The organism is Streptomyces sp. VRA16 Mangrove soil (genome assembly GCF_017377775.1).
Lineage (GTDB): Bacteria > Actinomycetota > Actinomycetes > Streptomycetales > Streptomycetaceae > Streptomyces.
In genome coordinates this window covers 225,043-250,605 of the sequence record NZ_JAFVLN010000014.1, presented here as the reverse complement: position 1 = coordinate 250,605, position 25,563 = coordinate 225,043, and the positions used below count along the sequence as shown (strand labels likewise).

The window sequence follows — 25,563 nt, the reverse complement described above, 5'->3', positions numbered from 1 at the left end:
TCATAGTGTTTCGGTGGTCATAGCGTGAGGGAAACGCCCGGTTACATTCCGAACCCGGAAGCTAAGCCTCACAGCGCCGATGGTACTGCAGGGGGGACCCTGTGGGAGAGTAGGACGCCGCCGAACTCCTTTTAAAGAGCTGGTCCCCGAACCTTTGGTTCGGGGACCAGCTCTTTTTTGTTTTGCGTCACTTGTCGTTCACGTTCCACGATCAGCATTCGTGCCATGGGCACAGTTGGAATGCTGCAGGCCGCGGGCATCGGGGCCGGAGACGAAGTGATCGTGCCGGCCTACGGCAACCCCGAGGTCGCCGAAGCCGTCATCCTCGCTGGTGCGGCCCCCGTCTTCGCGGACATCGACCCGGACACGTACTGCCTCGACCCCACGTACGTAAGGGCCTGTGTGAGCGAACGGACCGCGGCCGTCGTCGCCGTTCACCGCTTCGGACACCAGGCCGATGTCGCGGGGCTCAGGGGCCTCGCGCAGAGGCACGGGCTGTTCGTGCTGGAGCAGGGCGAGTCCCAGAAGCCGTACGAGGAAGCGGCCCAGCGGCGCGCGCACGCCACGTACCTGAGTGGCCGCCTCAGCGGGCTGCGTACGCCGACGGGGAGCGACGGGCACACATATCAGCAGTACGTCGTGCGGGTTCCCGGGAACGGGCGACCGGACCGGGACGCTTTCGCCAGGGCCTTGCGCGGCAAGGGAGTTGAATGCAGCGTGCCGGTGAAGACACCGGTGCACCGAATGCCTGCCTTCCGACGCGACGTGGCGCTGCCCGAAACGGAACGAGCGGCCGACGAAACGCTCGCCCTGCCCGTCGACGCGGCCCTGTCCAAGCGGCAGTTGCAGCGCGTCGTCTCCGCCTGCAATGCGCTGGGCGGATTGCTGCAGCCGGCCTTCTAGAAGGCTTTCGTCGCCGATGCGATCGGTGGTTCGACCCACCCTGAACTTCAGGTATGCTTTAACTCGTTGCGGGGCGGGAAACCGCCGAAGCAACAGGCCCCTATAGCTCAGTCGGTAGAGCGTCTCCATGGTAAGGAGAAGGTCAGCGGTTCGATTCCGCTTGGGGGCTCGGTAATTGAGGCCCCGTCCTGTGAAACACAGGGCGGGGCCTTTCTCATGTATGCGAAAGGGGCCGGGTTTCCCCGGCCCCCTTCGGCGTCAGTCGTGGTGCAGGCCAGAGACGCGCATCGTCAGGATGGCCATGTCGTCGGACGGAGCGTCAGCAGCGAAGCGCTCCACCGCGCGCATGATGCGCGCGGCCACCGCTCCGGCCGTCAGGCCCGTGCACGTCGAGAGGACCTCGGCCAGGCCGTCGTCGCCCAGCATGCGCGTGCCCTCACGGCGCTCCGTGATGCCGTCCGTGACGCACAACAGGACGTCGCCCGGGTCGAGTGTCATCGTCTGCTCGTACAGCTCCAGGTCGTCCATGACGCCGAGGAGCGGCTGCGGCTCCGCGAACGGGACGACCGTGCCGTCCTGGCGCAGGCGCAGCGGAAGCGGGTGGCCGGCGCAGACCATCTTCAGGACGGCCGAACCGTCCTCCTGCGGCCACAACTCCCCGTAGAGAAGCGTGAGGAAGCGGCTGCGAGCGCCCTCGTCGAGGATCGCCGCGTTGAGACGCTCCAGGACCGCGGGGCCGCCGAAGCCCTCGCGGGCCAGGAGACGCAGGGCGTGCCGGGCCAGACCCGTCACCGCGGCCGCCTCCGGGCCCGTGCCGCACACATCGCCGATCGCGAAGCCGTACGCGCCGTCGCGGATGGGGAACAAGTCGTAGAAGTCACCGCCGACTTCGTTGCCCTCGCCCGCCGCGCGGTAGATCACCTCGACCTCGACGCCGGGGACGTGCGGGAGCTCCGGCGGGAGGAGGCTGCGCTGGAGGGACTGGCTGATCGCCATGCGCTCCGAGTACAGGCGGGCGTTGTCGAGAGCGAGTGCCGCCCTGCGGCTCAGGTCCTCGGCCAGCTCCAGGATTTCCTGGCGGAAGTGCTCGTCCGTGGGCTTGCCGAGGGTCAGCATGCCGATGACGCGGTTGCGGGCCACCAGAGGGAGGACGACCGTCTCGCCGCCCACCGCGGACGCCGTGGCCAGGGTCGTACCGATGCCCGAGCTGACGCTCGTCGGCTCGTTGAGCCCCAGGCTCCTCATCGACGTACGAAGGGCTGCTTGGTGGGCGGCCTCGGCAGGGGCCGCCCAGACGCGGGCGCCCGGCGTCGGGACGGGCTCCGGCGGGGCGATCTTGGCGAGGAGGGCCTTGAGGCCGTCGATGCGCTCCTCGTCCTCGTGCAGGACGTATGAGAGGTACGGCTCCGAGGCCTGGTCGGCGATCGTGTAGACCGCGCACCACGTGGCGAGCGTCGGGACCGTCATCTGGGCCATCAGGGCCAGCGTCTGGTCGCGGTCGAGGGTGCCCGCGAGCAGGTCGGACGCCTCGACCAGGAAGCTGAGCGAGCCGCGGCGGAGCTTCTCCAACTCGCCGAGGCGGGCCGACTCGACGGCCAGCGCGATGCGGTCCGCCGCGAACTGGAGGCGCAGCGCTTCCTCGTTGGAGTAGCGGTCGGGGGACTCCGCCGCGACACCGAGGGAGCCCGTCAGGCGGCCCTCGACCTTCAGCGGCACGGTGACGACCGAGCGCATTCCGGTGCCGCTCAACAGCGGTACGGCGCCCGGGACCTGGGTCAGGTCCTCGTGGACGGCCGGCATCCTCGCCGAGCCGTAGCGGCCGGGGCCGACCTCGACGGGGACGCGGGCGAAGCGCTGGCGGGCGGAGGGCAGGCCCGTCGAGGCGCGGACCTCCAGTTCCGTCTCGTCGTCCGTGGCGAGGAGCAGGAAGGCGGAGTCGCCGTCGAGCATGTCGCGGGCGCGCTCCACCGTGCGCTGCAGAAGGCCGTCCAGGTCGTCGGGGGCCGGGGAGCCGATGAAGACCTCGAAGGGGTCCGTGCCCTGACTGTCCGACGACGCGGCGTCGGACGGGGGGACGCGCAGCGGGGTCTGGAGCACGGCCCGCTCGTGCTCGCGCACCAGGAGGCAGACCGTGGACGGCTCGCCGTCGGTGTCGCGGACCCGCAGGTGCGAGGCGTACACCGGGGTCACCCGGCCGCTGGCGGCGCGGATGCCGTAGCTCCCCTCCCAGCGTGAGAGCTGCAGCGCGTCCGCGATGCCGGTGCTGGTGCCCGGCGTGTGCGGCCAGGCCGCGAAGTCGGTGAGGGGCTTGCCGTCGACCTGCTCGGCGGCGTACCCGAAAAGGTGCTCCGCGTCCTCGTTCCACGACGTGACCGCGCCGGACTTGTCGATCTGGACGACGGCGACCCGGACCCGCTCGTCGGCGAGAGGGAGGAGGTCGGTGGGGAGCGTGGGGCCCGCGGCACGGGTGCCCACGGAGCGCTCGGGCAGATCGAGCTGGAACCAGACTTGCTTGTGCGTGGCTGAATAGTCCACGCCCCAGCGGCCCGCGAGCGCCGCACAGAGCTGGAGGCCGCGGCCGCCCTCGCGGTCGGGGCTGCCCATGTTGATCGCCGTGGACTGGAGCGGGATCTCCCGCTCCGGATAGCGGTCGGAGACCTCGATGCGGACGTGGTCCTCACCACGTAGGCACAGAACTTCCGCAGATGTGCCCGCGTGCACCACGGCATTTGTCACGAGTTCGCTGGTCAGGACCACCGCATCGTCGATGATGTCGGAGTGGCCCCACCCCTGGAGGGTGTCGCGCACGAAGGACCGGGCGGTCGCGACGGATCGCCCGACAGGTTCGAAGGTGGCAGCCGCGCGCGCGGTGATCACAGCACTCCCTGTACGAGTTGAACTCGCTGTACTCGTTGTGCTCGCTGTACGAATGTCGAGGCCCAGGTCTCCCGTACCCATGTCTCGGCCGCCCCTCCGCTGCTGCTCGATCGCCCGCTGGTTTTCCGCCACCGCCCAGGTCGGGCGGACCGGGTGGGTGGACAGCCGCATGCAAGGTTACTTACCTTCGCCGTCCGTGCGGATGCCGGTCGCCAGTGTTTCCGCCCGGAGGGTGTGCGGACGGTGTGCGAAGCTGCCGAACTGTTATGGCCTGGTTCAGCCATGGTGAAACACTGGGCAAGCTTCAAGAAGCAACGCATCGAAGTATGGATGCGGCGGTAGAAGCGCATCTGGGCAACCCGAGCTACCCGAGCAGTACAGGTCGATCCCTGCGGGAGGGACACAGTGGAGTCTGGCGCAGCGACGCGGGGCAAGAAGGCGCGCGCAGAAGGCGGACAGTCCCTGACGAAACAGCGCAAATCGCGCAACGGCAGTGGGGCGACGACGGTTGACACCGCGGCCTTGAACAGGCTGTTGGCCGGTCTGGTCGCCATGCGGGACGGCAACTTCCGCAAGCGGCTCACGGTCAACGGCGACGGCGTGATGTCGGAGATCGCGGCCGTCTTCAACGAAGTCGCGGACCGGAACCTGCATCTGACCGGGGAGATCTCGCGCGTACGGCGCATGGTCGGACGTGAGGGAAAGCTCACCGAGCGGCTGGAGACGGGCGCCTGTGAAGGCTCGTGGGCCGCCGCGATCAACGCGTCGAACGCGCTGGTCGACGACCTCGTACGCCCGGTGTCCGAGGTCGGCCGGGTGCTCACCGCGGTCGCCGAGGGCGATCTGTCGCCGCGCATGGAGCTGCGCTCGCAGGTGCCGGACGGGGCCGGGCATCCGCTGCGCGGGGAGTTCCTGAAGGTCGGACGGACGGTCAACAACCTGGTCGACCAGCTCTCCACGTTCACCGACGAGGTCACGCGCGTGGCCAGCGAGGTCGGCACCGAGGGCAAGCTCGGCGGGCAGGCGCGCGTACGCGGAATGTCCGGTTCCTGGAAAGACCTGACGGATTCCGTCAACACGATGGCGTACCGGCTCACCGCGCAAGTGCGTGACATTGCTCTCGTCACCACCGCGGTGGCCAAGGGGGACTTGTCCCGGAAGGTCACGGTTCACGTCGCGGGCGAGATGCTCGAGTTGAAGAACACCGTGAACACGATGGTGGACCAGCTGTCGTCGTTCTCCTCCGAGGTCACGCGGGTGGCCCGGGAGGTCGGCACCGAGGGCGAGCTCGGCGGGCAGGCGCAGGTGCCCGGTGTGGCCGGAGTGTGGAAGGACCTCACCGATTCGGTGAACCTGATGGCCGGCAACCTGACGGCCCAGGTGCGCGGGATCGCCCAGGTCACCACGGCGGTGGCCAACGGTGACCTGTCCCAGAAGGTGACGGTGTCCGCGCGCGGCGAGGTCGCCCAGCTCGCCGAGACCATCAACCAGATGACCGAGACGCTGCGCACGTTCGCGGACGAGGTCACGCGTGTGGCCAACGAGGTCGGGGCCGAGGGACAGCTCGGCGGCCAGGCGAACGTGCCGGGCGCCGCGGGCACCTGGAAGGACCTCACCGACTCCGTCAACACGGTCTTCAGGAACCTGACGACCCAGGTGCGCGACATCGCGACCGTCACCACGGCCGTGGCGAACGGCGACCTCTCCCAGAAGGTCACCGTCGATGTCGCCGGTGAGATGTTGGAGCTGAAGAACACCGTCAACACGATGGTCGACCAGCTCTCCGCCTTCGGTTCCGAGGTCACGCGTGTGGCGCGGGAGATCGGTGTCGAGGGTGAGCTGGGTGGTCAGGCGCTGGTGGTGGGGGCCGCCGGTACCTGGAAGGACCTCACCGACTCTGTGAACACGGCTTTCCGCAACCTCACCGGACAGGTGCGCAACATCGCCCAGGTGACGACGGCGGTGGCGAACGGCGACCTGTCGCAGAAGGTCACCGTCGACGTGTCCGGCGAGATGCTCCAGCTGAAGAACACCGTGAACACGATGGTGGACCAGCTGTCGAGCTTCGCCGACCAGGTGACCCGTATGGCGCGCGACGTGGGCACGGAGGGCCGTCTCGGCGGTCAGGCCCGTGTGGACGGTGTGAGCGGTACGTGGAAGGAGCTCACCGACTCCGTCAACTTCATGGCCGGAAACCTGACTTCACAGGTGCGGCAGATCGCCCAGGTCACTACAGCTGTGGCGCGCGGTGACCTCTCGCAGAAGATCGACGTCGATGCGCGCGGCGAGATCCTGGAGCTGAAGAACACCATCAATACGATGGTCGACCAGCTCTCCGCCTTCGCCGACCAGGTGACCAGGGTGGCCCGCGAAGTGGGCACCGAGGGGCGCCTGGGCGGGCAGGCGCAGGTGCCCGGCGTCGCCGGTGTGTGGCGCGACCTGACGGACTCCGTGAACGGCATGGCCGGGAACCTCACGGCCCAGGTGCGCAACATCGCGCAGGTCGCGACCGCGGTGGCCCGCGGTGACCTCTCGCAGAAGATCGACGTCGATGCGCGCGGCGAGATCCTGGAGCTGAAGAACACCCTCAACACGATGGTGGACCAGCTCTCGGCCTTCGCCGAGCAGGTCACGCGGGTGGCCCGTGAGGTGGGTACGGACGGCATCCTCGGCGGGCAGGCCGAGGTGCAGGGTGTGTCGGGTACCTGGAAGGACCTGACGCAGTCCGTGAACGGCATGGCCAACAACCTCACCCTTCAGGTGCGCAACATCGCCGAGGTCACCACGGCCGTGGCGAAGGGCGACCTCTCGAAGAAGATCACCGTCGACGCGAAGGGCGAGATCCTCGAACTCGTCACCACCGTCAACACGATGGTCGACCAGCTGTCGTCGTTCGCCGAGCAGGTCACCCGGGTCGCCCGCGAGGTGGGCACCGAAGGTCAACTGGGCGGCCAGGCAAGGGTTCCGGGTGTCACGGGCATCTGGAAGGACCTGAGCGACAACGTGAACCTGATGGCCAACAACCTGACCATGCAGGTGCGCAACATCTCCCAGGTCGCCAACGCGGTGGCCAACGGAGACCTGACCCGTACGGTCACCATCGAGGCGCGCGGCGAGGTCGCACAGCTCGCCGACACGTTCAACACGATGGTGAAGACGCTGAGTTCGTTCGCCGACCAGGTCACCAAGGTGGCCCGCGAGGTGGGCACCGACGGCATCCTCGGCGGGCAGGCCCGCGTACCGGGCGTCTCCGGTACGTGGAAGGACCTCACCGAGTCCGTGAACGGCATGGCCTCGAACCTCACCGGCCAGGTGCGCAACATCGCGATGGTCACGACGGCCATCGCCAAGGGCGACCTGACCAAGAAGATCGACATCGACGCGCGCGGCGAGATCCTGGAGCTCAAGACCACCATCAACACGATGGTCGACCAGCTCTCGTCGTTCGCCGAGCAGGTCACCCGGGTCGCCCGCGAGGTGGGCACGGAGGGCCAGCTGGGCGGCCAGGCACGCGTGCGTGACGTCGACGGCACCTGGCGCGACCTCACCGAGTCCGTGAACGAGATGGCCGGGAACCTGACCCGTCAGGTGCGAGCCATCGCGGCCGTCGCCACCGCGGTGACCCGCGGCGACCTCAACCTCAAGATCGACGTCGACGCGGCGGGCGAGATCCAGGTCCTCCAGGACAACATCAACAAGATGATCTCGAACCTGCGCGACACCACGATCGCCAACGAGGAGCAGGACTGGCTCAAGGGCAACCTGGCGCGCATCTCCGGTCTGCTGCAGGGCCGGCGCGACCTCGACGACGTCGCCTCGCTCATCATGAGCGAACTGACGCCGGTGGTCTCCGCGCAGCACGGCGCGTTCTTCCTGGCGATGCCCCTGGAGGACGGCGCCGACACGGCGAGCGCGGACGAGGACGCGTACGAACTGCGCATGCTCGGCAGCTACGGCTACTCGATGGGGTCCATGCCGACGTCGTTCAGGCCCGGCGAGACGCTCATCGGGACGGCCGCCCAGGAGAAGCGCACGATCATCGTGGACAACGCGCCCAGCGGCTACCTGAAGATCGCCTCCGGGCTCGGGGAGGCGCCGCCGGCGCAGGTCATCGTGATCCCGGTGCTCTTCGAGGGCACGGTGCTCGGCGTGATCGAGCTGGCGTCCTTCACGCCGTTCGCGCAGATCCAGAAGGACTTCCTCAACCAGATCGCCGAGATGATCGCCACGAGCGTCAACACCATCTCGGTGAACTCGAAGACCGAAGTGCTCCTCAAGCAGTCGCAGGAGCTGACCGAGCAACTGCGTGAGCGCTCCGCCGAGTTGGAGAACCGGCAGAAGGCCCTCCAGGCGTCCAACGCCGAGCTGGAGGAGAAGGCCGAACTGCTCGCCCAGCAGAACCGTGACATCGAGGTGAAGAACACCGAGATCGAAGAGGCGCGGCAGGTCCTGGAGGAGCGCGCCGAGCAGCTCGCCGTCTCGATGCGCTACAAGAGCGAGTTCCTCGCCAACATGTCGCACGAACTGCGGACGCCGCTCAACTCGCTGCTCATTCTTGCCAAGTTGCTCGCCGACAACGCGGACGCGAACCTCACGCCCAAGCAGGTCGAGTTCGCCGAGACGATCCACGGAGCCGGTTCCGACCTGCTCCAGCTGATCAACGACATCCTGGATCTGTCGAAGGTCGAGGCGGGCAAGATGGACGTCTCTCCGACGCGCATCGCCCTGGTGCAGCTCGTCGACTACGTAGAGGCGACGTTCCGGCCGCTGACCGCGGAGAAGCAACTCGACTTCTCCGTAAGGGTTTCACCGGAACTGCCCACCACGCTGCACACCGACGAGCAGCGCCTCCTCCAGGTGCTGCGCAACCTGCTCTCCAACGCGGTGAAGTTCACCGACTCCGGCGCCGTCGAGCTCGTCATCAGGCCGGCCGGCAACGACGTACCGAACGCGATCCGCGAACAGCTCCTGGAGGCCGGGTCGTTGCGGGAGGCGGACGCCGATCTGATCGCCTTCTCGGTGACCGACACCGGCATCGGGATCGCGGCCAGCAAGATGCGCGTCATCTTCGAGGCGTTCAAGCAGGCCGACGGCACGACCAGCCGCAAGTACGGCGGTACCGGCCTCGGGCTCTCCATCAGCCGGGAGATCGCGCGTCTGCTGGGCGGCGAGATCCACGCGGCGAGCGAGCCCGGACGCGGCTCCACGTTCACGCTGTACCTGCCGCTGCACCCGAGCGAGCTGCCGCCCCAGGGGTACGCGCAGCTCGCGCCGACCATCGAACCGGGGGAGCGGCTCGCGCTCGACGCCGCTCCGGAGCCGGCCGCCGAGGTGGAGACCCCGGCGGAGGTGAAGTCGTACCAGGAGACGCAGAACGGTGCCGCCGCCCTCTTCAGGCGGCGTCGCAAGGCGGCCGCGGCCCCCGAGTCGCGAGCGGCCCTGCCGGGGCAGCCCGGGCGCGCCCAGGAGCCCTGGGAGCGCCCGGCGGAGGAGACGGCCGCACCGAAGGTGCGGCGCGCGTTCCAGTTCGGCGGCGAGAAGGTCCTCATCGTCGACGACGACATCCGCAACGTCTTCGCGCTGACCAGCGTCCTGGAGCAGCACGGCCTGTCGGTCCTGTACGCCGAGAACGGGCGTGAGGGCATCGAGGTCCTCGAACAGCACGACGACGTGACCGTGGTGCTGATGGACATCATGATGCCGGAGATGGACGGCTACGCGACGACGACGGCGATCCGCAGGATGCCGCAGTTCGCCGGGCTGCCGATCATCGCGCTCACCGCGAAGGCGATGAAGGGCGACCGGGAGAAGGCCATCGAGTCCGGTGCGTCCGACTACGTCACGAAGCCGGTCGATCCGGATCATTTGCTCTCTGTGATGGAGCAGTGGATGCGCGGTGAGTGACCGGAAACCGGAATATTCACGCGGAGTTGCTGACTGAGTGTGGCCGAGGCCGTGTAGAAGTGCGGTATTCGGGGAACCTTCTGGTCTCCCGCTACGTTTCTGCTACGTGCACAGTGACATCGCGGTGACAGGGTGTGGCGACAGGCGGGGTGCGGCTACCATGACCGGCACAAGGACGGGCGGCGCAAGGGAGTCGTTCCCCGGGGCGGCGACAGGAGCCTCCCCGAGTCCTGCGGACAGGGGCGGCCCCATGCCGGGGCGAGGAGGGCGGGCCATGGTGCAGAAGGCCAAGATCCTCCTGGTCGATGACCGGCCGGAGAATCTGCTGGCGCTGGAGGCCATCCTCTCCGCGCTCGATCAGACGCTGGTGCGGGCATCGTCCGGGGAGGAAGCGCTCAAGGCGTTGCTCACGGACGACTTCGCGGTCATTCTGCTGGACGTCCAGATGCCGGGAATGGACGGTTTCGAAACCGCGGCGCACATCAAGCGCCGGGAGCGGACACGGGACATCCCGATCATCTTCCTCACGGCGATCAACCACGGGCCGCACCACACCTTCCGCGGGTATGCGGCGGGCGCGGTGGACTACATCTCCAAGCCGTTCGACCCGTGGGTGCTGCGCGCGAAGGTCTCGGTCTTCGTCGAGCTGTACATGAAGAACTGCCAACTCCGGGAGCAGGCGGCTCTGCTGCGGCTCCAGCTGGAGGGCGGCGGCAAGAGCGCCGGTGACACGAAGGAGCCCGCGGGGCTGCTCGCCGAGCTGTCGGCACGGCTCGCGGCGGTCGAGGAGCAGGCCGAGGCGCTGTCCAAGCAGCTCGACGACGAGTCGGCGGACGCGGCGGCGGTGGCCACGGCCGCCCACCTGGAGCGCAAACTCACCGGGCTGCGCAGGGCGCTTGACGCCCTGGAGCCCGGCACGGGCAGCGGCGCGCCGTCCCTCCCGTCGCAGAACTGAGCCGCAGACCGGGCGCGGACCGGGCACGCACCGGCCGCAGACCGGGCTTTGAGGGCGCGTCACTTCACAGCGTGTCAGTTCGCGACACAAACGGGTGAAGCCGTGGGCACACGTGTCCCTGGTGGCCTCCCCCGGTAACCTCACACCTATGGCCTCACGTCCCGCAGCCAAGAAGACGCCCGCGAAGAAGGCGGCCGCGCCGACCAAGGCTCCGGCGAAGAAGGCCCCTGCGAAAAAAGCGCCCGCCAAGAAGACCGCGGCGAAGAAGGCACCCGCCAAGAGGGCGGTGGCCAAGAAGGCTCCGCCCAAGCCGGCACCCAATCCCACCGGCGGTCTGTACCGGCTCGTACGCGCCCTGTGGCTTGGGGTCGCGCACAGCGTCGGAGCGATGTTCCGCGGCATAGGGCGGGGCGCGAAGGGGCTCGACCCGGCGCATCGCAAGGACGGCCTCGCGCTGCTGCTGCTCGGCGTCGCGCTGATCTGCGCCGCCGGCACCTGGTCCAATCTGCGCGGCCCGGTCGGTGATCTCGTCGAGATGCTGGTGACCGGCGCGTTCGGCCGGCTCGATCTGCTGGTGCCGCTGCTGCTCGGCTTCATCGCCGTGCGCCTGATCCTGCACCCGGAGAAGCCCGAGGCGAACGGCCGGATCGTCATCGGTCTGTCCGCGCTCGTCGTCGGCGTGCTCGGCCAGGTCCACATCGCGTGCGGCTCGCCCGCGCGCGGCGACGGCATGCAGGCCATAAGAGACGCGGGCGGCCTGATCGGCTGGGCCGCCGCGACACCGCTGAGCTTCACCATGACCCAGGTGCTCGCGGTGCCGATGCTCGTCCTGCTCACCGTCTTCGGCCTGCTCGTGGTCACCGCGACGCCCGTCAACGCGATCCCGCAGCGGCTGCGGCTGCTCGGCGTGCGCCTCGGCATCGTGCACGACGACACGGTCGCCGAGGAGGCCGTGGACGGGGAGTACGACGACGAGTGGCGGGAGGCCGCGCCCGCGCGCGCGAGGCGGCGTGCGACGTCCCAGGAGGCCGCGGAGGCGTACGACCCGGATCGCATAGAGGAGGACGCCCTCTCCAAGCGGCGCAGGCCCCGGCGCACGCCGGTGCAGCCCGCCATGGACCGGCCCATGGACGCCGTCGACGTGGCCGCCGCCGCTGCTGCGGCGCTCGACGGTGCCGTGCTGCACGGCATGCCGCCGTCGCCGCTCGTCGCCGACCTCACGCAGGGCGTCGGCGGGGAACGCACGGGGGAGCGCTCCGGGGAGGTCTCCGCGCCGGAGCGCACGGCGCCCGTGCCGACCGCGCGCGCCAAGAAGCCCGGGCAGGCCCCCGCGGAGCCGGAGGCGACGCCTTCCCGGCTCGCCGTGCCCGACCTGACCAAGTCCGCGCCCGACGACACCCGGGACCTGCCGCCGCGGGCCGAGCAGCTGCAGCTCGCCGGCGACATCACGTACGCCCTGCCGTCGCTGGACCTGCTCACCCGGGGCGGGCCCGGAAAGTCGCGCAGCGCCGCGAACGACCTGGTCGTCGACTCGCTCTCGAACGTCTTCACCGAGTTCAAGGTCGACGCGGCCGTCACCGGCTTCACGCGCGGTCCGACGGTCACGCGGTACGAGGTCGAGCTCGGGCCCGCCGTGAAGGTCGAGAAGATCACCGCCCTGGCCAAGAACATCGCGTACGCCGTCGCCTCGCCGGACGTGCGGATCATCAGCCCGATCCCCGGCAAGTCCGCCGTCGGCATCGAGATCCCGAACACCGACCGCGAGATGGTCAACGTCGGCGACGTGCTGCGCCTGGCGGACGCGGCCGAGGACGACCATCCGATGCTGGTCGCGCTCGGCAAGGACGTCGAGGGCGGCTACGTCATGGCGAACATGGCGAAGATGCCGCACATCCTGGTCGCCGGTGCCACCGGATCCGGCAAGTCGTCCTGCATCAACTGCCTGATCACGTCGATCATGGTGCGAGCGACCCCCGAGGACGTGCGGATGGTCCTCGTCGACCCCAAGCGCGTGGAGCTGACGGCGTACGAGGGGATCCCGCACCTCATCACGCCGATCATCACCAACCCGAAGCGGGCCGCCGAGGCGCTCCAGTGGGTCGTGCGCGAGATGGACCTGCGCTACGACGACCTCGCGGCCTTCGGCTACCGGCACATCGACGACTTCAACCAGGCGATCAAGGACGGCAAGCTCAAAACGCCCGAGGGCAGCGAGCGGGAGCTGAAGCCGTACCCGTACCTGCTGGTCATCGTCGACGAGCTCGCCGACCTGATGATGGTCGCCCCGCGGGACGTGGAGGACTCCATCGTCCGCATCACGCAGCTCGCGCGTGCGGCCGGTATCCACCTGGTGCTCGCCACCCAGCGACCCTCGGTCGACGTCGTCACCGGTCTCATCAAGGCCAACGTGCCCTCGCGACTCGCCTTCGCCACCTCCTCGCTCGCCGACAGCCGCGTCATCCTCGACCAGCCGGGCGCCGAGAAGCTCATCGGCAAGGGCGACGGCCTGTTCCTGCCCATGGGCGCGAACAAGCCCACCCGAATGCAGGGCGCCTTCGTCACCGAGGACGAGATCCACGCCGTCGTGCAGCACTGCAAGGACCAGATGGCGCCCGTCTTCCGGGAGGACGTCACCGTCGGGACCAAGCAGAAGAAGGAGATCGACGAGGACATCGGCGACGACCTGGAGCTGCTGTGCGCGGCGGCCGAGCTGGTCGTCTCGACCCAGTTCGGGTCCACGTCCATGCTCCAGCGCAAGCTGCGCGTGGGCTTCGCCAAGGCGGGGCGCCTGATGGATCTCATGGAGTCGCGGAACATCGTCGGGCCGAGCGAGGGGTCGAAGGCGCGGGACGTGCTGGTGAAGCCGGACGAACTCGATGGAGTGCTCGCGGTGATCCGCGGGGAGGCTCAGCCGTAGAACGATTCGATTTCGATGTCACTCGGAAGGGCCTGCGGGGCAACCGTTTCCCTTTCGAGTACGTCAAGTTGATGGGGGAGGGACGACACCCTGTGCACCATCGGGACCTCGGGTCATGCCGGTGGCTCTGATGGCGTACAAAGTCCGACCGCCCGGTTGCCCCACCCTTTCGTACCCCCCCTAGACTGAACCTCCAGCAGGTGGCTACACGCTCGAAAGGCGCCCCCGTGTCCATCGGCAACTCCCCTGAAGACGACCGCCCTTCGGAAGACCGCATCCCGCACGCGGACGACAACCGGCCGTCGATCGGACGTGTCCTTCAGCAGGCACGTATCGACGCGGGTCTCACCGTCGACGAGATCAGCCAGTCGACCCGGGTGCGCATCCCGATCGTGCACGCGATCGAACAGGACGACTTCTCGCGCTGTGGCGGCGACGTGTACGCGCGTGGCCACATCCGCACGCTCGCGCGTGCCGTGGGGATCGACCCGGAGCCGCTGCTCGCGCAGTACGGCGCCGAGCACGGCGGGCGGCCCGCGCCGACGCCGGCGACCCCGCTCTTCGAGGCCGAGCGCATCCGCTCCGAGCCGCGCCGGCCCAATTGGACGGCCGCCATGGTCGCGGCGATCGTCGCGGTCATCGCCTTCGTGGGCTACACCGTGGTCAACGGTGGGGACAGCGGCGACAAGCAGCAGGCCGCCGAGGGTTCGACGCCCAGCACCGTCAAGCCCACCAGCCCCAAGCCCAAGCCCAGCACCAAGAAGCCCGCCGACCCCAAGCCGAACCCCTCGGACAGCGCGATCGCGGCCGCGCCGCGCGACAAGGTCACCGTCAAGATCAACGCGGCGGACGGGCGCAGCTGGATCTCAGCGAAGGACCACAACGGACGGCTCCTGTTCGACGGCGTGCTCGAACAGGGTCAGTCGAAGACCTTCCAGGACAACCAGAAGATCGACGTGGTGCTCGGTGACGCCGGTGCCGTCCAGCTGTTCGTCAACGGCAAGAAGATCCAGGACGAGTTCCAGCCGGGCCAGGTGGAGCGGCTCTCGTACACCAAGGGCGACCCCGAGGTCGGCTGACCGCTGACCTCGGTGATCTTGCGGTAACCCTCGGGGCGAGGGCTGTCAGTGGAACGAAGTAGTCTTGAGTCCATGCCCGAACGCCGTACCGTCGCACTCGTCACCCTTGGCTGCGCCCGTAACGAGGTGGACTCGGAGGAGCTCGCAGGCCGCTTGGAGGCGGACGGCTGGGAGCTCGTCGAGGACGCCGAGGCCGCAGACGTCGCCGTCGTGAACACCTGTGGCTTCGTCGAAGCCGCGAAGAAGGACTCCGTCGACGCCCTCCTCGAAGCCAATGACCTCAAGGGCCATGGCAGAACCCAGGCCGTCGTGGCGGTCGGCTGCATGGCCGAGCGGTACGGCAAGGAGCTCGCCGAAGCCCTCCCCGAGGCCGACGGCGTGCTCGGCTTCGACGACTACGAGGACATCTCCAGCCGCCTGCAGACGATCCTGTCGGGTGGGAGCGTGGAGGCGCACGCCCCGCGCGACCGCCGCCAGCTGCTGCCGATCAGCCCTGCCGAGCGCCAGGAGGCGGGCTCCGGGGTCGCGCTGCCGGGGCACGCGCCGGTGGACCTGTCGGAGCTTCCTGAGGGTGTCGCGCCCGCGTCCGGGCCGCGCGCGCCGCTGCGCCGCCGGCTCGACGGGGCGCCCGTGGCCTCCGTGAAGCTGGCCTCCGGCTGCGACCGGCGGTGCTCCTTCTGCGCCATTCCGTCGTTCCGCGGGTCGTTCATCTCGCGCCGTCCGTCGGACGTGCTGGGGGAGACGCGCTGGCTCGCCGAGCAGGGCGTCAAGGAGGTCATGCTGGTCTCCGAGAACAACACCTCGTACGGCAAGGACCTAGGTGACATCCGTCTCCTGGAGACACTGCTGCCCGAGCTGGCCGCCGTCGACGGGATCGAGCGGATCCGCGTCAGCTACCTGCAGCCCGCCGAGATGCGGCCCGGGCTCATCGACGTCCTGACGGGGACCGAGAAGGTCGCCCCGTACTTCGATCTCTCCTTCCAGCACTCGGCGCCCGGCGTGCTGCGCGCGATGCGCCGCTTCGGCGACACCGACCGCTTCCTGGAGCTGCTCGACACCATTCGGAGCAAGGCGCCGCAGGCGGGTGTCCGGTCGAACTTCATCGTGGGCTTCCCCGGAGAGTCCGAGGCCGACTACGCCGAGCTGGAGCGATTCCTGAACGGCGCGCGGCTGGACGCCATCGGCGTCTTCGGCTACTCCGACGAGGAGGGCACGGAAGCGGCCACGTACGAGAACAAGCTCGACGAGGACGTCGTCGCCGAGCGCCTCGCGCGGCTGTCGCGGCTGGCCGAGCAGCTCGTGTCCCAGCGGGCCGAGGAGCGTCTGGGCGAGACCGTCGAGGTGCTCGTCGAGTCGGTGGACGCCGAGGACGGCGTGCTCGGGCGCGGTGCGCACCAGGCCCCGGAGACGGACGGCCAAGTGCGGCTCATGGGCGGCGAAGGCCTGAGCGTCGGCCGTATGGTCGTGGCAAAGGTGGTCGGTACCGAGGGCGTGGACCTCGTTGCCGAACCGTTGGACGGCGCGGTCGACAGGGCTGAGGAGGCGGGCAGATGACCGGAGTGCCGGCATCCGCCGCGGGCGGCACCGGAAGGCCGGCGCCCGGCGGCAAGCTGGGCGCTGCGGCCGTGAATCAGGCCAGCCTGTGGAACATCGCCAACATCCTGACCATGATCCGGCTGCTGCTCGTGCCGGGCTTCGTGGTGCTGATGCTCGCCGACGGCGGGTACGACCCGGTGATGCGGGCCTGGGCCTGGGCGGCGTTCGCCGTCGCCATGATCACGGACGTCTTCGACGGTCATCTCGCGCGGACGTACAACCTGGTCACCGACTTCGGGAAGATCGCCGACCCCATCGCCGACAAGGCGATCATGGGGGCGGCGCTGATCTGTCTGTCGTCGCTCGACGATCTGCCCTGGTGGGTGACCGGCGTCATCCTCGGCCGTGAGCTGGGGATCACGCTGCTGCGTTTCGTGGTGATCCGGTACGGGGTCATTCCGGCCAGTCGCGGCGGCAAGATGAAGACCCTGGCGCAGGGCACGGCGGTGGGCATGTACGTGCTCGCGCTGACCGGGCCGCTGGCGACCTTCCGGTTCTGGGTGATGGCCGTGGCCGTCGTCCTCACGGTGGTCACCGGGCTCGACTACGTACGCCAGGCGATCGTGCTGCGGCGCGAGGGCCTCGCCGAGGCGCGGGCCGCCGCCGAGGTCTCGCAGGCCGCTTCGGGTACTGCTCCGGAGGCGGCCGAGAAGTGACGTACGGGGCTGCCGAGGCGCTGCGGCTGTTGACGGAGCGAGGGGAGACCCTTGCCGTCGCCGAGTCGCTGACCGGCGGCCTCGTGGCCGCGGAGCTGGTGTCCGTGCCGGGTGCCTCGAAAGCCTTCCGCGGCTCCGTCACCGCGTACGCCACGGAGCTCAAGCACGAGCTGCTCGGCGTGGACGACAAGCTGCTCGCTGCGCACGGGCCCGTGCACCCCGAGGTCGCGCTGCAGATGGCCGCCGGGGTGCGGGACGCGCTCGGCGCGGACTGGGGGATCGCCACGACGGGCGTCGCAGGTCCCGACCCGCAGGACGGGCAGCCGGTGGGCACCGTGTTCGTGGCGGTGGCCGGCCCACAGGCGGCTGGAACGGACAGTTCCCGTTTCGCACGGAATTTCGCTGGTAGCCGCAAAGTGCTCGCGCTGCGGTTGAACGGTGACCGTGCGGAAATCCGTAGGGAGAGTGTACGGAGCGTGCTCGGACTGCTCACGGAAGAGCTGGTCGGAGGGCATTCCGGCGAACCTACTGGGAATGCGCGGGCACAGGATACGGAACAGAACGGGGGGTTTTGATGTTTGCAGCCCTGAGTGAACACGACATCGCTCCCCGCACGGCCGCCGCGCAAGGCGGTACGGTGGGGCGTGAAGGATGCGGCTACGCGGTCCGAGGAGGGAGCCACCGATGATTCTGCTCCGTCGCCTGCTGGGTGACGTGCTGCGTCGGCAGCGCCAGCGCCAGGGCCGTACTCTGCGCGAAGTCTCCTCGTCCGCCCGAGTCTCGCTCGGCTATCTCTCCGAGGTGGAGCGGGGGCAGAAGGAGGCTTCCTCCGAGCTGCTCTCCGCGATCTGCGACGCGCTTGACGTACGGATGTCCGAGTTGATGCGCGAGGTGAGCGACGAGCTCGCCCTCGCGGAGCTGGCCGCGTCGGCGGCAGCGGTCCCGTCCGAGCCGGTGCCATCGCCGGTTCGCCCGATGCTCAATTCCGTCTCCGTGACCGGCGTCCCGCCGGAACGGGTGACGATCAAGGCGCCTGCGGAGGCGGTCGACGTCGTAGCGGCGTAGCGTCTGCGCTCAGCGTGAGTTCGGGGAAAGCCCCGGCCGAATCATTTCGGCCGGGGCTTTCTGCGTTCCGGCACGTGGGGTGACGGCCGATGGAGCCTGGCGGAGCCGGGGAGTTTGATGCCCCTGTGTGTCCGTTGTAGTACGTATATGCCATTGTTGGTAATGGTTTCGATACGGAGGTGACGGATGTACGTCGTGAAGAGCCCGCTGTCCGATGCTGATCTGAAGACCGTGTCCGAGGCGCTGCAGGGCGCCCTGGTCGATCTCGTGGACCTCTCGCTGGTGGCGAAGCAGGTGCACTGGAACGTGGTCGGCCCCCGCTTCCGGTCGGTGCACCTGCAACTCGACGAGGTGGTGGACACCGCGCGGCTGCACTCCGACACGGTGGCCGAGCGCGCCTCGACGCTGGGTGTCCCGCCCGACGGCCGGGCCAGGACCGTGGCCGACACCAGCGGCATCGGCGCGGTCGCCGAGGGCTGGGTCAAGGACACGGACGCGGTGGGGACGCTGGTGCACGCCCTCGGCGCCGTGATCACCCGGATGCGGGAACGGATCGAGGCGACCGGTGAGGCGGATCCGGTGAGCCAGGACATCTTCATCGGCATCACGGCGGACCTGGAGAAGCATCACTGGATGTTCCAGGCCGAGAACGGCGGCTGAACAAGGGCCGGGGCGCGTCACCTCCTCGGTGGCGCGCCACCGGTGCGCCCTGTTCACGGGGTGCGCGCGCCGTTAGCGTCGGAAGGTGGCGTCGTGCGGCCGGTGTGGCGGGGCGTGGTGAGTGCGGCGCGGTGCCGTGCGGGACGGCGGAGGTGAACGGTCGGTGGCAGTGGCTCGGTGGCGGTTGCTGCGCTGGATACCGGCCCTGGTCCTCGGGGCGGTGTGGTGGTGGGGGGTGCTGCGGCTGGCCTTCGCTCCCGACGCCGGGGCGTTCGAGGGGGCGGTCGCCGTCGGGGGATGGGGGCTGAGTCTGCTGCCCGTGCACGCGCTGCCCAAATCGAAGGCCGCAGGTGTCGCGGGAGCGCCGGGGCACCATGGCGCGCGGCGGGTGCGCGCCAGGGCGGTGCGGGCGGGCCGGCAAGCCGGGGGTGCGGTGTGGGGAGAGGTCACCAGGGCATGGCGACGCCTCCGTTCGGGCGGAGGATCTGGCCCGTCGTGAACGCCGCGGCGTCCGAGGCGAGGTGCAGCACCGCGTGCGCGATGTCCTCGGGCTCGCCGACCCGGCCGAGCGGGGACATCCGGACCATCAGGGACTCCGTGTGGGCCTGGACGCGCTCGTCGTGGCGGGTGGTCATCGGGGTGCGGATCCAGCCCGGTGCGACCGCGTTCACGCGGATGCCGTGCGGGCCGACCTCCGTGGCGAGCGTCTTGGTCAGCTGGACGACGGCCGCCTTGGCGACGCCGTAGCAGAGCAGGCCGGGGCCGCCCGTGTCGATCGCCCCCGAGGCCATCGTGACGATGCTGCCGCGGGTGCCCGCCGCGATCATGGTGCGGGCCGCTTCCTGACAGGCGTACAGGACGCCCTTGAAGTTGATGGCGAGTACGCGGTCGAGGTCCTCGTCGCAGGTCTCCAGGACGGGGCTGCTGTGCATGATCCCGGCGATGGCGGCCATGATGTCGAGGCTGCCGCCGGGGGAGGTGCGGGCCGCCGTGGCGATCGCTTCGGACAGCTGGGTGCGGTCGCTGACGTCGAGGGAGTGCGCGTGCGCGGTACCGCCGGCCTCCTTGATGAGGTCCGTCGTCTCGTGCAGGCCCTGTTCGTCGCGGTCCGCGCAGTGCACGGTGGCTCCCGCCTCGGCGAGGAGCGCGGCCGACGCGCGGCCGATGCCGCTCGCCGCGCCGGTGACGAATGCGGTGCGTCCGGTGAGGTCGTACGCCGTTACAGGCATGAAGGGACCGTACGAGGATTTCTGACGGTCCGTCAATTGGTGTGCGGGGGTGGGCTTGTGGGGGTGTTGGAGGCGGCGGGGCGGCTAAGCGATCGGGCCCTGCTGGCATCCCGGGCACCAGTAGGTGGGGCGTTCGCGGGAGCCGTCGCCCTGGTTCGCCTCGCGAATCGTGGTGCGGCAGCGCAGGCACGGGCGTCCCGCGCGGCCGTAGACGAAGAGGCGCTCACTGGGGCGGGCGCGGCCGGTGGTGCTGCGCGCCGGGCGGTCGCGGTTGGCGTCGAGGAGCTTGTGGGCGAGGAGGGGGAGCCGGGCGGCGGCGTCGGCGGGCAGGTCGCCCACCGGGAGCCAGGGGGTGACGCGGAGCACGAAGCAGAGCTCGGACTTGTAGATGTTGCCGATGCCCGCGAGGTTGCGCTGGTCCAGGAGGGCCTCGCCGAGGGGGCGGGCGGGGTCCTTGAGCAGGTTGCGCAGGGCCGCGTCGGGGTCCCAGTCCGGGCCGAGCAGATCGGGACCGAGGTGACTGACCGCCTTGAACTCCTCTGTCGTACGGATCAGTTCGAGGACGGGCAGCCGGTAGCCGACCGCGGTGCGGTGCTCGTTGGCGAGGATCGCGCGGATCTGGTGGGTGGGGCCGCCGCGCCAGCGCTCGCCCGGGGCGTAGATCTTCCAGGAGCCGTCCATCCGCAGGTGCGAGTGGAGTGTCAGGCCGCCCTCGACGCGGGTCAGGAGGTGCTTGCCACGCGCGGTGACGTCCAGGACTTCGCGGCCGGTCAGGTCGGCCGTCGCGAAGCGCGGGACGCGCAGGTCGGAGCGGGTGAGGACCTCGCCCGCGAGGGCGGTGTGCAGCCGCTTCGCGGCCTGTAGGACGGTGTCTCCTTCGGGCATGGGTTCAGGGTAGGCGCGGGCGCGTTCCGGTGAGCGGTCGCGCGGGGCTCCCCGGGGGCCTCACGCGCGCAGGCGCAGGCCGCGCGGGGTCGCGTGGAAACCGGCTCCTTCCAGGAGTGGGGCGTACGGGGAGGTGAGCGCTGCCGTGCCGTTGATCCGCTCGACCGTGATCGTGCCGAGGGAGCCGGAGCGGGCGGCGTCCGCGAGGGACTGCGCCGCCGCGGGCAGCCGGGGATCGGCGGCGACCTGGGCCGGGGTGAGGTCCTCGGCGCCCGCGGTGGACGAGCCTCCTGCCGCTTCGGCGGCGGGCCAGCACAGCAGGGTCTTGCCGCCGCGCTCCATGTAGAGCGTCAGCTCGCCGTCGACCAGGACCACGAGGGAGCCCGCCTTGCGGCCCGGCTTGTGTCCCGCGCCGGTCGGCGGGTCGGGCCAGGACAGGGCCGCCCCGTACGCGTTGGCCGGATCGGCCGCGGCCAGGAGGAGGGCGCGGGGCGCGGCGCCCTTCGAGGTGGGGGCGTCGACGGAGGCGTAGGGGTCGGGCGGGGGCGCGCCGCGCTCTCGCGCATTGGCCGCCGCGCGCAGGCGGTCCACTGCGCCGTCCATCGCGAACTGCGCCGCGCCGAGGCCTTCCACGACATAGCCGCGCCGGGCCTGACCGCTCTCCTCGAAGGCGGAAAGGATCCGGTACGTCGCCGAGAAACCGCCCTCGACGCCTTCGGCGGCCACGGCGCCGCGGGTCACCACGCCGTGCCGGTCGAGGAGGGTGCGGGCCAGGGCGTGGGCGCGAAGCGTCGGGTCGGACTCCTGCCCGGGCAGCAGGGACCAGCGGCCCGCGACGGTGGGCGGGCCGGTGCGCGAGGTGGGGCGGGCTGTCGCCGCGAGGCTTCCGTAGCGCCCGCGCGGGACGGACCGGCGGGCTCGATGGGCGGTGGACCCCGCGGTGCGTCCTGAGCCGAGCAGGGCGCGCATCGGCGCCAGCGTGTCGTTGGTCAGCCGGCCCGACCAGGCCAGCTCCCAGAGGGCGTCGGCCAGTTGGGGATCGGTGGCCTCCGGGTGCGTGGTGGCGCGGACCTGGTCGGCGATCTGGCGGAAGAACAGGCCGTAGCCGCCGGAGAGGGACGACAGGATCGACTCGTGGAGCGCCGTCGGCTCCAGGGGGTGCGGGGGCGGCAGGAGGAGGGGCGCGGTGTCGGCGAGGTACAGGCTCACCCAGCCGTCCTTACCGGGCAGCGAGCCCGCGCCGGCCCATACGACCTCGCCGGACGCGGTGAGTTCGTCGAGCATCGCCGGTACGTAGCCGGAGACGCGGGAGGGCAGGACCAGCTTCTCCAGGGCGGACGCCGGGACCGAGGCGCCCTGGAGCTGCTCGACGGCCCGGACCAGGCCGTCGATGCCGTGCAGGCCGTGGCCGCCCAAGTGCTGCCACTGGGGCAGGAACTGGGCCAGCGCCGCCGGGGGCACCGGTTCGAGTTCGTGACGGAGCGCGGCCAGGGAGCGGCGGCGCAGGCGGCGCAGGACGGCGGCGTCGCACCACTCCTGGCCGATACCGGCGGGGTGGAACTCGCCCTGCACGACCCGGCCGTTGGCCCCCAGGCGCTGGAGGGCGCCCTCGGTGACCGCCGTGCCGAGGCCGAAGCGGGCCGCGGCCTGTTTCGACGTGAACGGGCCGTGGGTTCGGGCGTAGCGGGCCAGCAGGTCGCCCAAGGGGTCCTTGACCGGTTCGGTGAAGGCCTCCGGGACGCCGACCGGGAGGGCTGTGCCCAGCGCGTCGCGCAACCGGCCCGCGTCCTCGATCGCCGCCCAGTGGTCGGTGCCGGCGATGCGGACGCGGATGGCGCGGCGGGCGGCGGCGAGATCCTCGGCCCAGCCCGGCTCGGCGCCGCGCTCGGCCAACTCGGCGCCGGTGAGCGGGCCGAGGAGACGCAGCAGGTCCGCGACACCCTCGGGGTCCCGGACGCGGCGGTCCTCGGTGCGCCACTGCAGCTCCTGCTCCAGCTCGGCCAGGACGTCTGCGTCGAGCAGCTCGCGCAGCTCGGCCTGGCCGAGCAGCTCGGCCAGCAGGTGCGAGTCCAGGGAGAGCGCGGCCGCGCGGCGCTCGGCGAGCGGTGAGTCGCCCTCGTAGAGGAACTGCGCCACATAGCCGAACAGCAGCGAGCGGGCGAACGGGGACGCCTCCGGGGTGGTGACCTCCACGAGGCGCACCTTGCGGGACTCGATGTCGCCCATCAGCTCGGCCAGCCCGGGAACGTCGAAGACGTCCTGGAGGCACTCGCGCACCGCCTCCAGGACGATCGGGAACGACCCGAACTCGCTCGCCACCTCCAGGAGCTGGGAGGCGCGCTGCCGCTGCTGCCACAGCGGGGTGCGCTTGCCCGGGTTGCGCTTGGGGAGCAGCAGCGCGCGGGCCGCGCACTCGCGGAAACGGGAGGCGAACAGGGCCGAGCCGCCGACCTGGTCCGTGACGATCTGGTCCACGTCGCCCCGGTCGAAGGCGACGTCCGCCGCCCCGATGGGCGCCTGCTCGGAGTCGTACTCCATGCCCAGCTTGGCGGGCTCCTGGTCGAGCAGGTCCAGGCCCATCAGATCGGCGTCGGGCAGGCGCAGCACGATGCCGTCGTCGGCGTGCATCACCTGGGCGTCCATGCCGTACTTCTCGCTGAGCCGCGCGCCCAGGGCGAGCGCCCACGGGGCGTGCACCTGGGCGCCGAAGGGCGAGTGGACGACGACGCGCCAGTCACCCAGCTCGTCACGGAACCGCTCGACCACGATGGTCCGGTCGTCCGGGATGTGGCCGCACGCCTCGCGCTGCTCGGCCAGGTAGGACAGAACGTTGTCCGCGGCCCAGGTGTCGAGGCCCGCCGCGGCGAGGCGCTCGCGCGCGGCCTCCGGCTTCAGCGAGCCGACCTCGCGGAGGAACGCACCCACCGCACGCCCCAGTTCGAGCGGGCGGCCCAGCTGGTCGCCCTTCCAGAAGGGCAGCCGGCCGGGGACACCGGGGGCGGGGGAGACCAGGACGCGGTCGCGCGTGATGTCCTCGATGCGCCAGGAACTGGTGCCCAGCGTGAAGACGTCGCCCACGCGGGACTCGTAGACCATCTCCTCGTCGAGCTCACCGACGCGGCCGCCGCCCTTCTTCGGGTCGGCTCCCGCGAGGAAGACGCCGAAGAGGCCGCGGTCGGGGATCGTGCCACCGGAGGTGACCGCCAGGCGCTGCGCTCCCGGGCGGCCCGTGACGGTGCCCGTGACACGGTCCCAGACCACGCGCGGGCGCAGCTCGGCGAAGGCGTCGGACGGGTAGCGGCCCGCCAGCATGTCGAGGACGCCGGTGAACGCCGACTCAGGGAGCGACGCGAACGGCGCGGCCCGGCGGACCAGGGCGAGCAGGTCGTCGACCTGCCAGGTGTCCAGGGCCGTGATCGCGACCAACTGCTGCGCGAGCACGTCCAGCGGGTTGGCCGGGACGCGCAGCGACTCGATGGAGCCCGCGCGCATCCGCTCGGTGACGACCGCGGACTGCACCAGGTCGCCCCGGTACTTGGGGAACACGACTCCGGTGGACACCGCCCCCACTTGGTGGCCCGCACGGCCCACGCGCTGCAGCCCGGAGGCGACCGACGGCGGCGACTCCACCTGGACGACCAGATCGACCGCTCCCATGTCGATGCCCAGTTCCAGGCTGGAGGTGGCCACGACCGCGGGCAGCCGGCCCGCCTTCAGGTCCTCCTCGACCAGGGCGCGCTGCTCCTTGGAGACCGAACCGTGGTGGGCCCGCGCGATCACCGGCGGAGCGCCCTTGGCGGCGCCGGACTCGGCCATCAGCTCTGCCGGGGAGTGGTCCTCGGGCAGCGCTTCACCGGTGGCGCGCTCGTACGCGATCTCGTTCAGCCTGTTGCACAAGCGCTCCGCGAGGCGGCGCGAGTTGGCGAAGACGATGGTGGAGCGGTGCGACTCGATGAGGTCGGTGATGCGCTCCTCGACGTGCGGCCAGATGGACGGGCGCTCGGCCTTGTCGTCCCCGTCCGCCACGGGGGAACCGCCCAGCTCGCCCAGGTCCTCGACGGGGACGACCACCGACAGGTCGAACTCCTTGCCGGAGGGCGGCTGGACGATCTCCACCTTGCGCTGCGGCGAGAGGTACCGCGCGACCTCGTCGACCGGGCGGACCGTCGCCGACAGGCCGATGCGGCGGGCAGGACGGGGCAGCAACTGGTCGAGGCGCTCCAGGGAGAGCGCCAGATGGGCGCCGCGCTTGGTGCCCGCCACCGCGTGCACCTCGTCGAGGATCACCGTCTCGATACCGGTCAGCGCGTCCCGCGTGGCCGACGTCAGCATCAGGAACAGCGACTCCGGGGTCGTGATCAGGATGTCCGGCGGGCGGGTGGCCAGGGCGCGGCGCTCGGCGGGCGGGGTGTCGCCGGAGCGGATGCCGACCTTCACCTCGGGCTCCGGCAGACCCAGGCGCACCGCCTCCTGACGGATACCGGTGAGCGGGCTGCGCAGATTGCGCTCCACGTCCACCGCGAGGGCCTTGAGCGGGGACACGTACAGCACCCGGCAGCGCTTCTTGGGGTCGGCGGGCGGCGGCGTCGACGCCAGCTGGTCGAGGGCCGCGAGGAACGCCGCCAGCGTCTTGCCCGAGCCGGTCGGCGCGACCACCAGCACGTCCGAACCCTCGCCGATCGCCTGCCACGCGCCGGCCTGCGCGGACGTGGGCGCGGAGAAGGCGCCCGTGAACCAGCCGCGGGTCGCGGGGGAGAAACCGTCCAGGGCACTGTGGGCCCCCTGCTTGGGCCTGACCATGCCTCCATCCTGCACCCCACCACTGACAATGGCCGTG

General features: G+C 70.5%; 14 protein-coding genes, 1 tRNA gene and 1 rRNA gene. 12 read left to right on the top strand and 4 right to left on the bottom strand.

Annotated elements, in window-relative coordinates; translation table 11 throughout:
- Positions 1-9 precede the first annotated feature (9 nt).
- The 3 genes from rrf to J3486_RS32005 all read left to right on the top strand — a co-directional run bounded on the left by rrf (position 10) and on the right by J3486_RS32005 (position 1,072).
- A 5S ribosomal RNA gene (rrf, locus tag J3486_RS32015) occupies positions 10-126 on the top strand.
- A gap of 114 nt (positions 127-240) precedes the next feature.
- The gene (locus J3486_RS32010) at positions 241-903 is read left to right on the top strand and encodes a DegT/DnrJ/EryC1/StrS family aminotransferase (protein WP_207826668.1); all 663 of its coding nucleotides are present in this window, start codon (positions 241-243) and stop codon (positions 901-903) included.
- 96 nt (positions 904-999) lie between these two features.
- Positions 1,000-1,072: transfer RNA gene (locus tag J3486_RS32005), tRNA-Thr, on the top strand.
- An 89-nt stretch (positions 1,073-1,161) separates the two neighbouring features.
- On the opposite strand, the gene J3486_RS32000 is transcribed toward J3486_RS32005, so the two are convergent.
- Positions 1,162-3,780 carry a SpoIIE family protein phosphatase gene (locus tag J3486_RS32000; RefSeq protein WP_207826628.1) on the bottom strand — a complete coding sequence of 873 codons (2,619 nt, stop codon included), beginning with the start codon at positions 3,778-3,780 and terminating at the stop codon, positions 1,162-1,164.
- Between the two features lie 405 nt (positions 3,781-4,185).
- Here J3486_RS32000 and J3486_RS31995 point away from each other — a divergent pair, with 405 nt between their 5' ends.
- From J3486_RS31995 to J3486_RS31955, 9 genes are all read left to right on the top strand, one after another.
- On the top strand, positions 4,186-9,684 hold the full coding sequence (locus tag J3486_RS31995) for a HAMP domain-containing protein (protein WP_207826626.1): 5,499 nt from the start codon (positions 4,186-4,188) through the stop codon (positions 9,682-9,684).
- A gap of 274 nt (positions 9,685-9,958) precedes the next feature.
- Complete coding sequence (locus J3486_RS31990) at positions 9,959-10,639, top strand: two-component system response regulator (RefSeq protein WP_207826624.1); 681 nt, start codon at positions 9,959-9,961, stop codon at positions 10,637-10,639.
- A gap of 148 nt (positions 10,640-10,787) precedes the next feature.
- Positions 10,788-13,556, top strand: coding sequence for a DNA translocase FtsK (locus J3486_RS31985; protein ID WP_229378911.1), 2,769 nt, complete (start codon positions 10,788-10,790; stop codon positions 13,554-13,556).
- A 227-nt stretch (positions 13,557-13,783) separates the two neighbouring features.
- Entirely contained in the window at positions 13,784-14,635 is an 852-nt protein-coding gene (locus J3486_RS31980) for a helix-turn-helix domain-containing protein (protein ID WP_207826619.1), read from the top strand.
- A 72-nt stretch (positions 14,636-14,707) separates the two neighbouring features.
- Positions 14,708-16,189 carry a 30S ribosomal protein S12 methylthiotransferase RimO gene (gene rimO / locus J3486_RS31975; RefSeq protein WP_207826617.1) on the top strand — a complete coding sequence of 494 codons (1,482 nt, stop codon included), beginning with the start codon at positions 14,708-14,710 and terminating at the stop codon, positions 16,187-16,189.
- The gene (gene pgsA, locus J3486_RS31970; RefSeq protein WP_207826615.1) at positions 16,186-16,887 is read left to right on the top strand and encodes a CDP-diacylglycerol--glycerol-3-phosphate 3-phosphatidyltransferase; all 702 of its coding nucleotides are present in this window, start codon (positions 16,186-16,188) and stop codon (positions 16,885-16,887) included. Before rimO ends, pgsA begins: the two co-directional genes overlap by 4 nt.
- On the top strand, positions 16,884-17,462 hold the full coding sequence (locus tag J3486_RS31965) for a CinA family protein (protein ID WP_207826613.1): 579 nt from the start codon (positions 16,884-16,886) through the stop codon (positions 17,460-17,462). Before pgsA ends, J3486_RS31965 begins: the two co-directional genes overlap by 4 nt.
- A 109-nt stretch (positions 17,463-17,571) precedes the next feature.
- Positions 17,572-17,952, top strand: a complete 381-nt coding sequence (locus tag J3486_RS31960; RefSeq protein ID WP_207826611.1) for a helix-turn-helix domain-containing protein — start codon at positions 17,572-17,574, stop codon at positions 17,950-17,952.
- Positions 17,953-18,138: 186 nt separating this feature from the next.
- On the top strand, positions 18,139-18,612 hold the full coding sequence (locus tag J3486_RS31955; RefSeq protein ID WP_207826610.1) for a Dps family protein: 474 nt from the start codon (positions 18,139-18,141) through the stop codon (positions 18,610-18,612).
- Positions 18,613-19,058: 446 nt separating this feature from the next.
- Here J3486_RS31955 and J3486_RS31950 read toward each other — a convergent pair whose 3' ends face one another.
- The 3 genes from J3486_RS31950 to J3486_RS31940 form a co-directional block, all read right to left on the bottom strand.
- Positions 19,059-19,841 carry an SDR family NAD(P)-dependent oxidoreductase gene (locus J3486_RS31950; protein WP_207826609.1) on the bottom strand — a complete coding sequence of 261 codons (783 nt, stop codon included), beginning with the start codon at positions 19,839-19,841 and terminating at the stop codon, positions 19,059-19,061.
- An 84-nt stretch (positions 19,842-19,925) separates the two neighbouring features.
- Positions 19,926-20,726, bottom strand: a complete 801-nt coding sequence (locus J3486_RS31945) for an Fpg/Nei family DNA glycosylase (RefSeq protein WP_207826607.1) — start codon at positions 20,724-20,726, stop codon at positions 19,926-19,928.
- Between the two features lie 60 nt (positions 20,727-20,786).
- On the bottom strand, positions 20,787-25,526 hold the full coding sequence (locus J3486_RS31940) for an ATP-dependent helicase (RefSeq protein ID WP_207826605.1): 4,740 nt from the start codon (positions 25,524-25,526) through the stop codon (positions 20,787-20,789).
- Positions 25,527-25,563 lie beyond the last annotated feature (37 nt).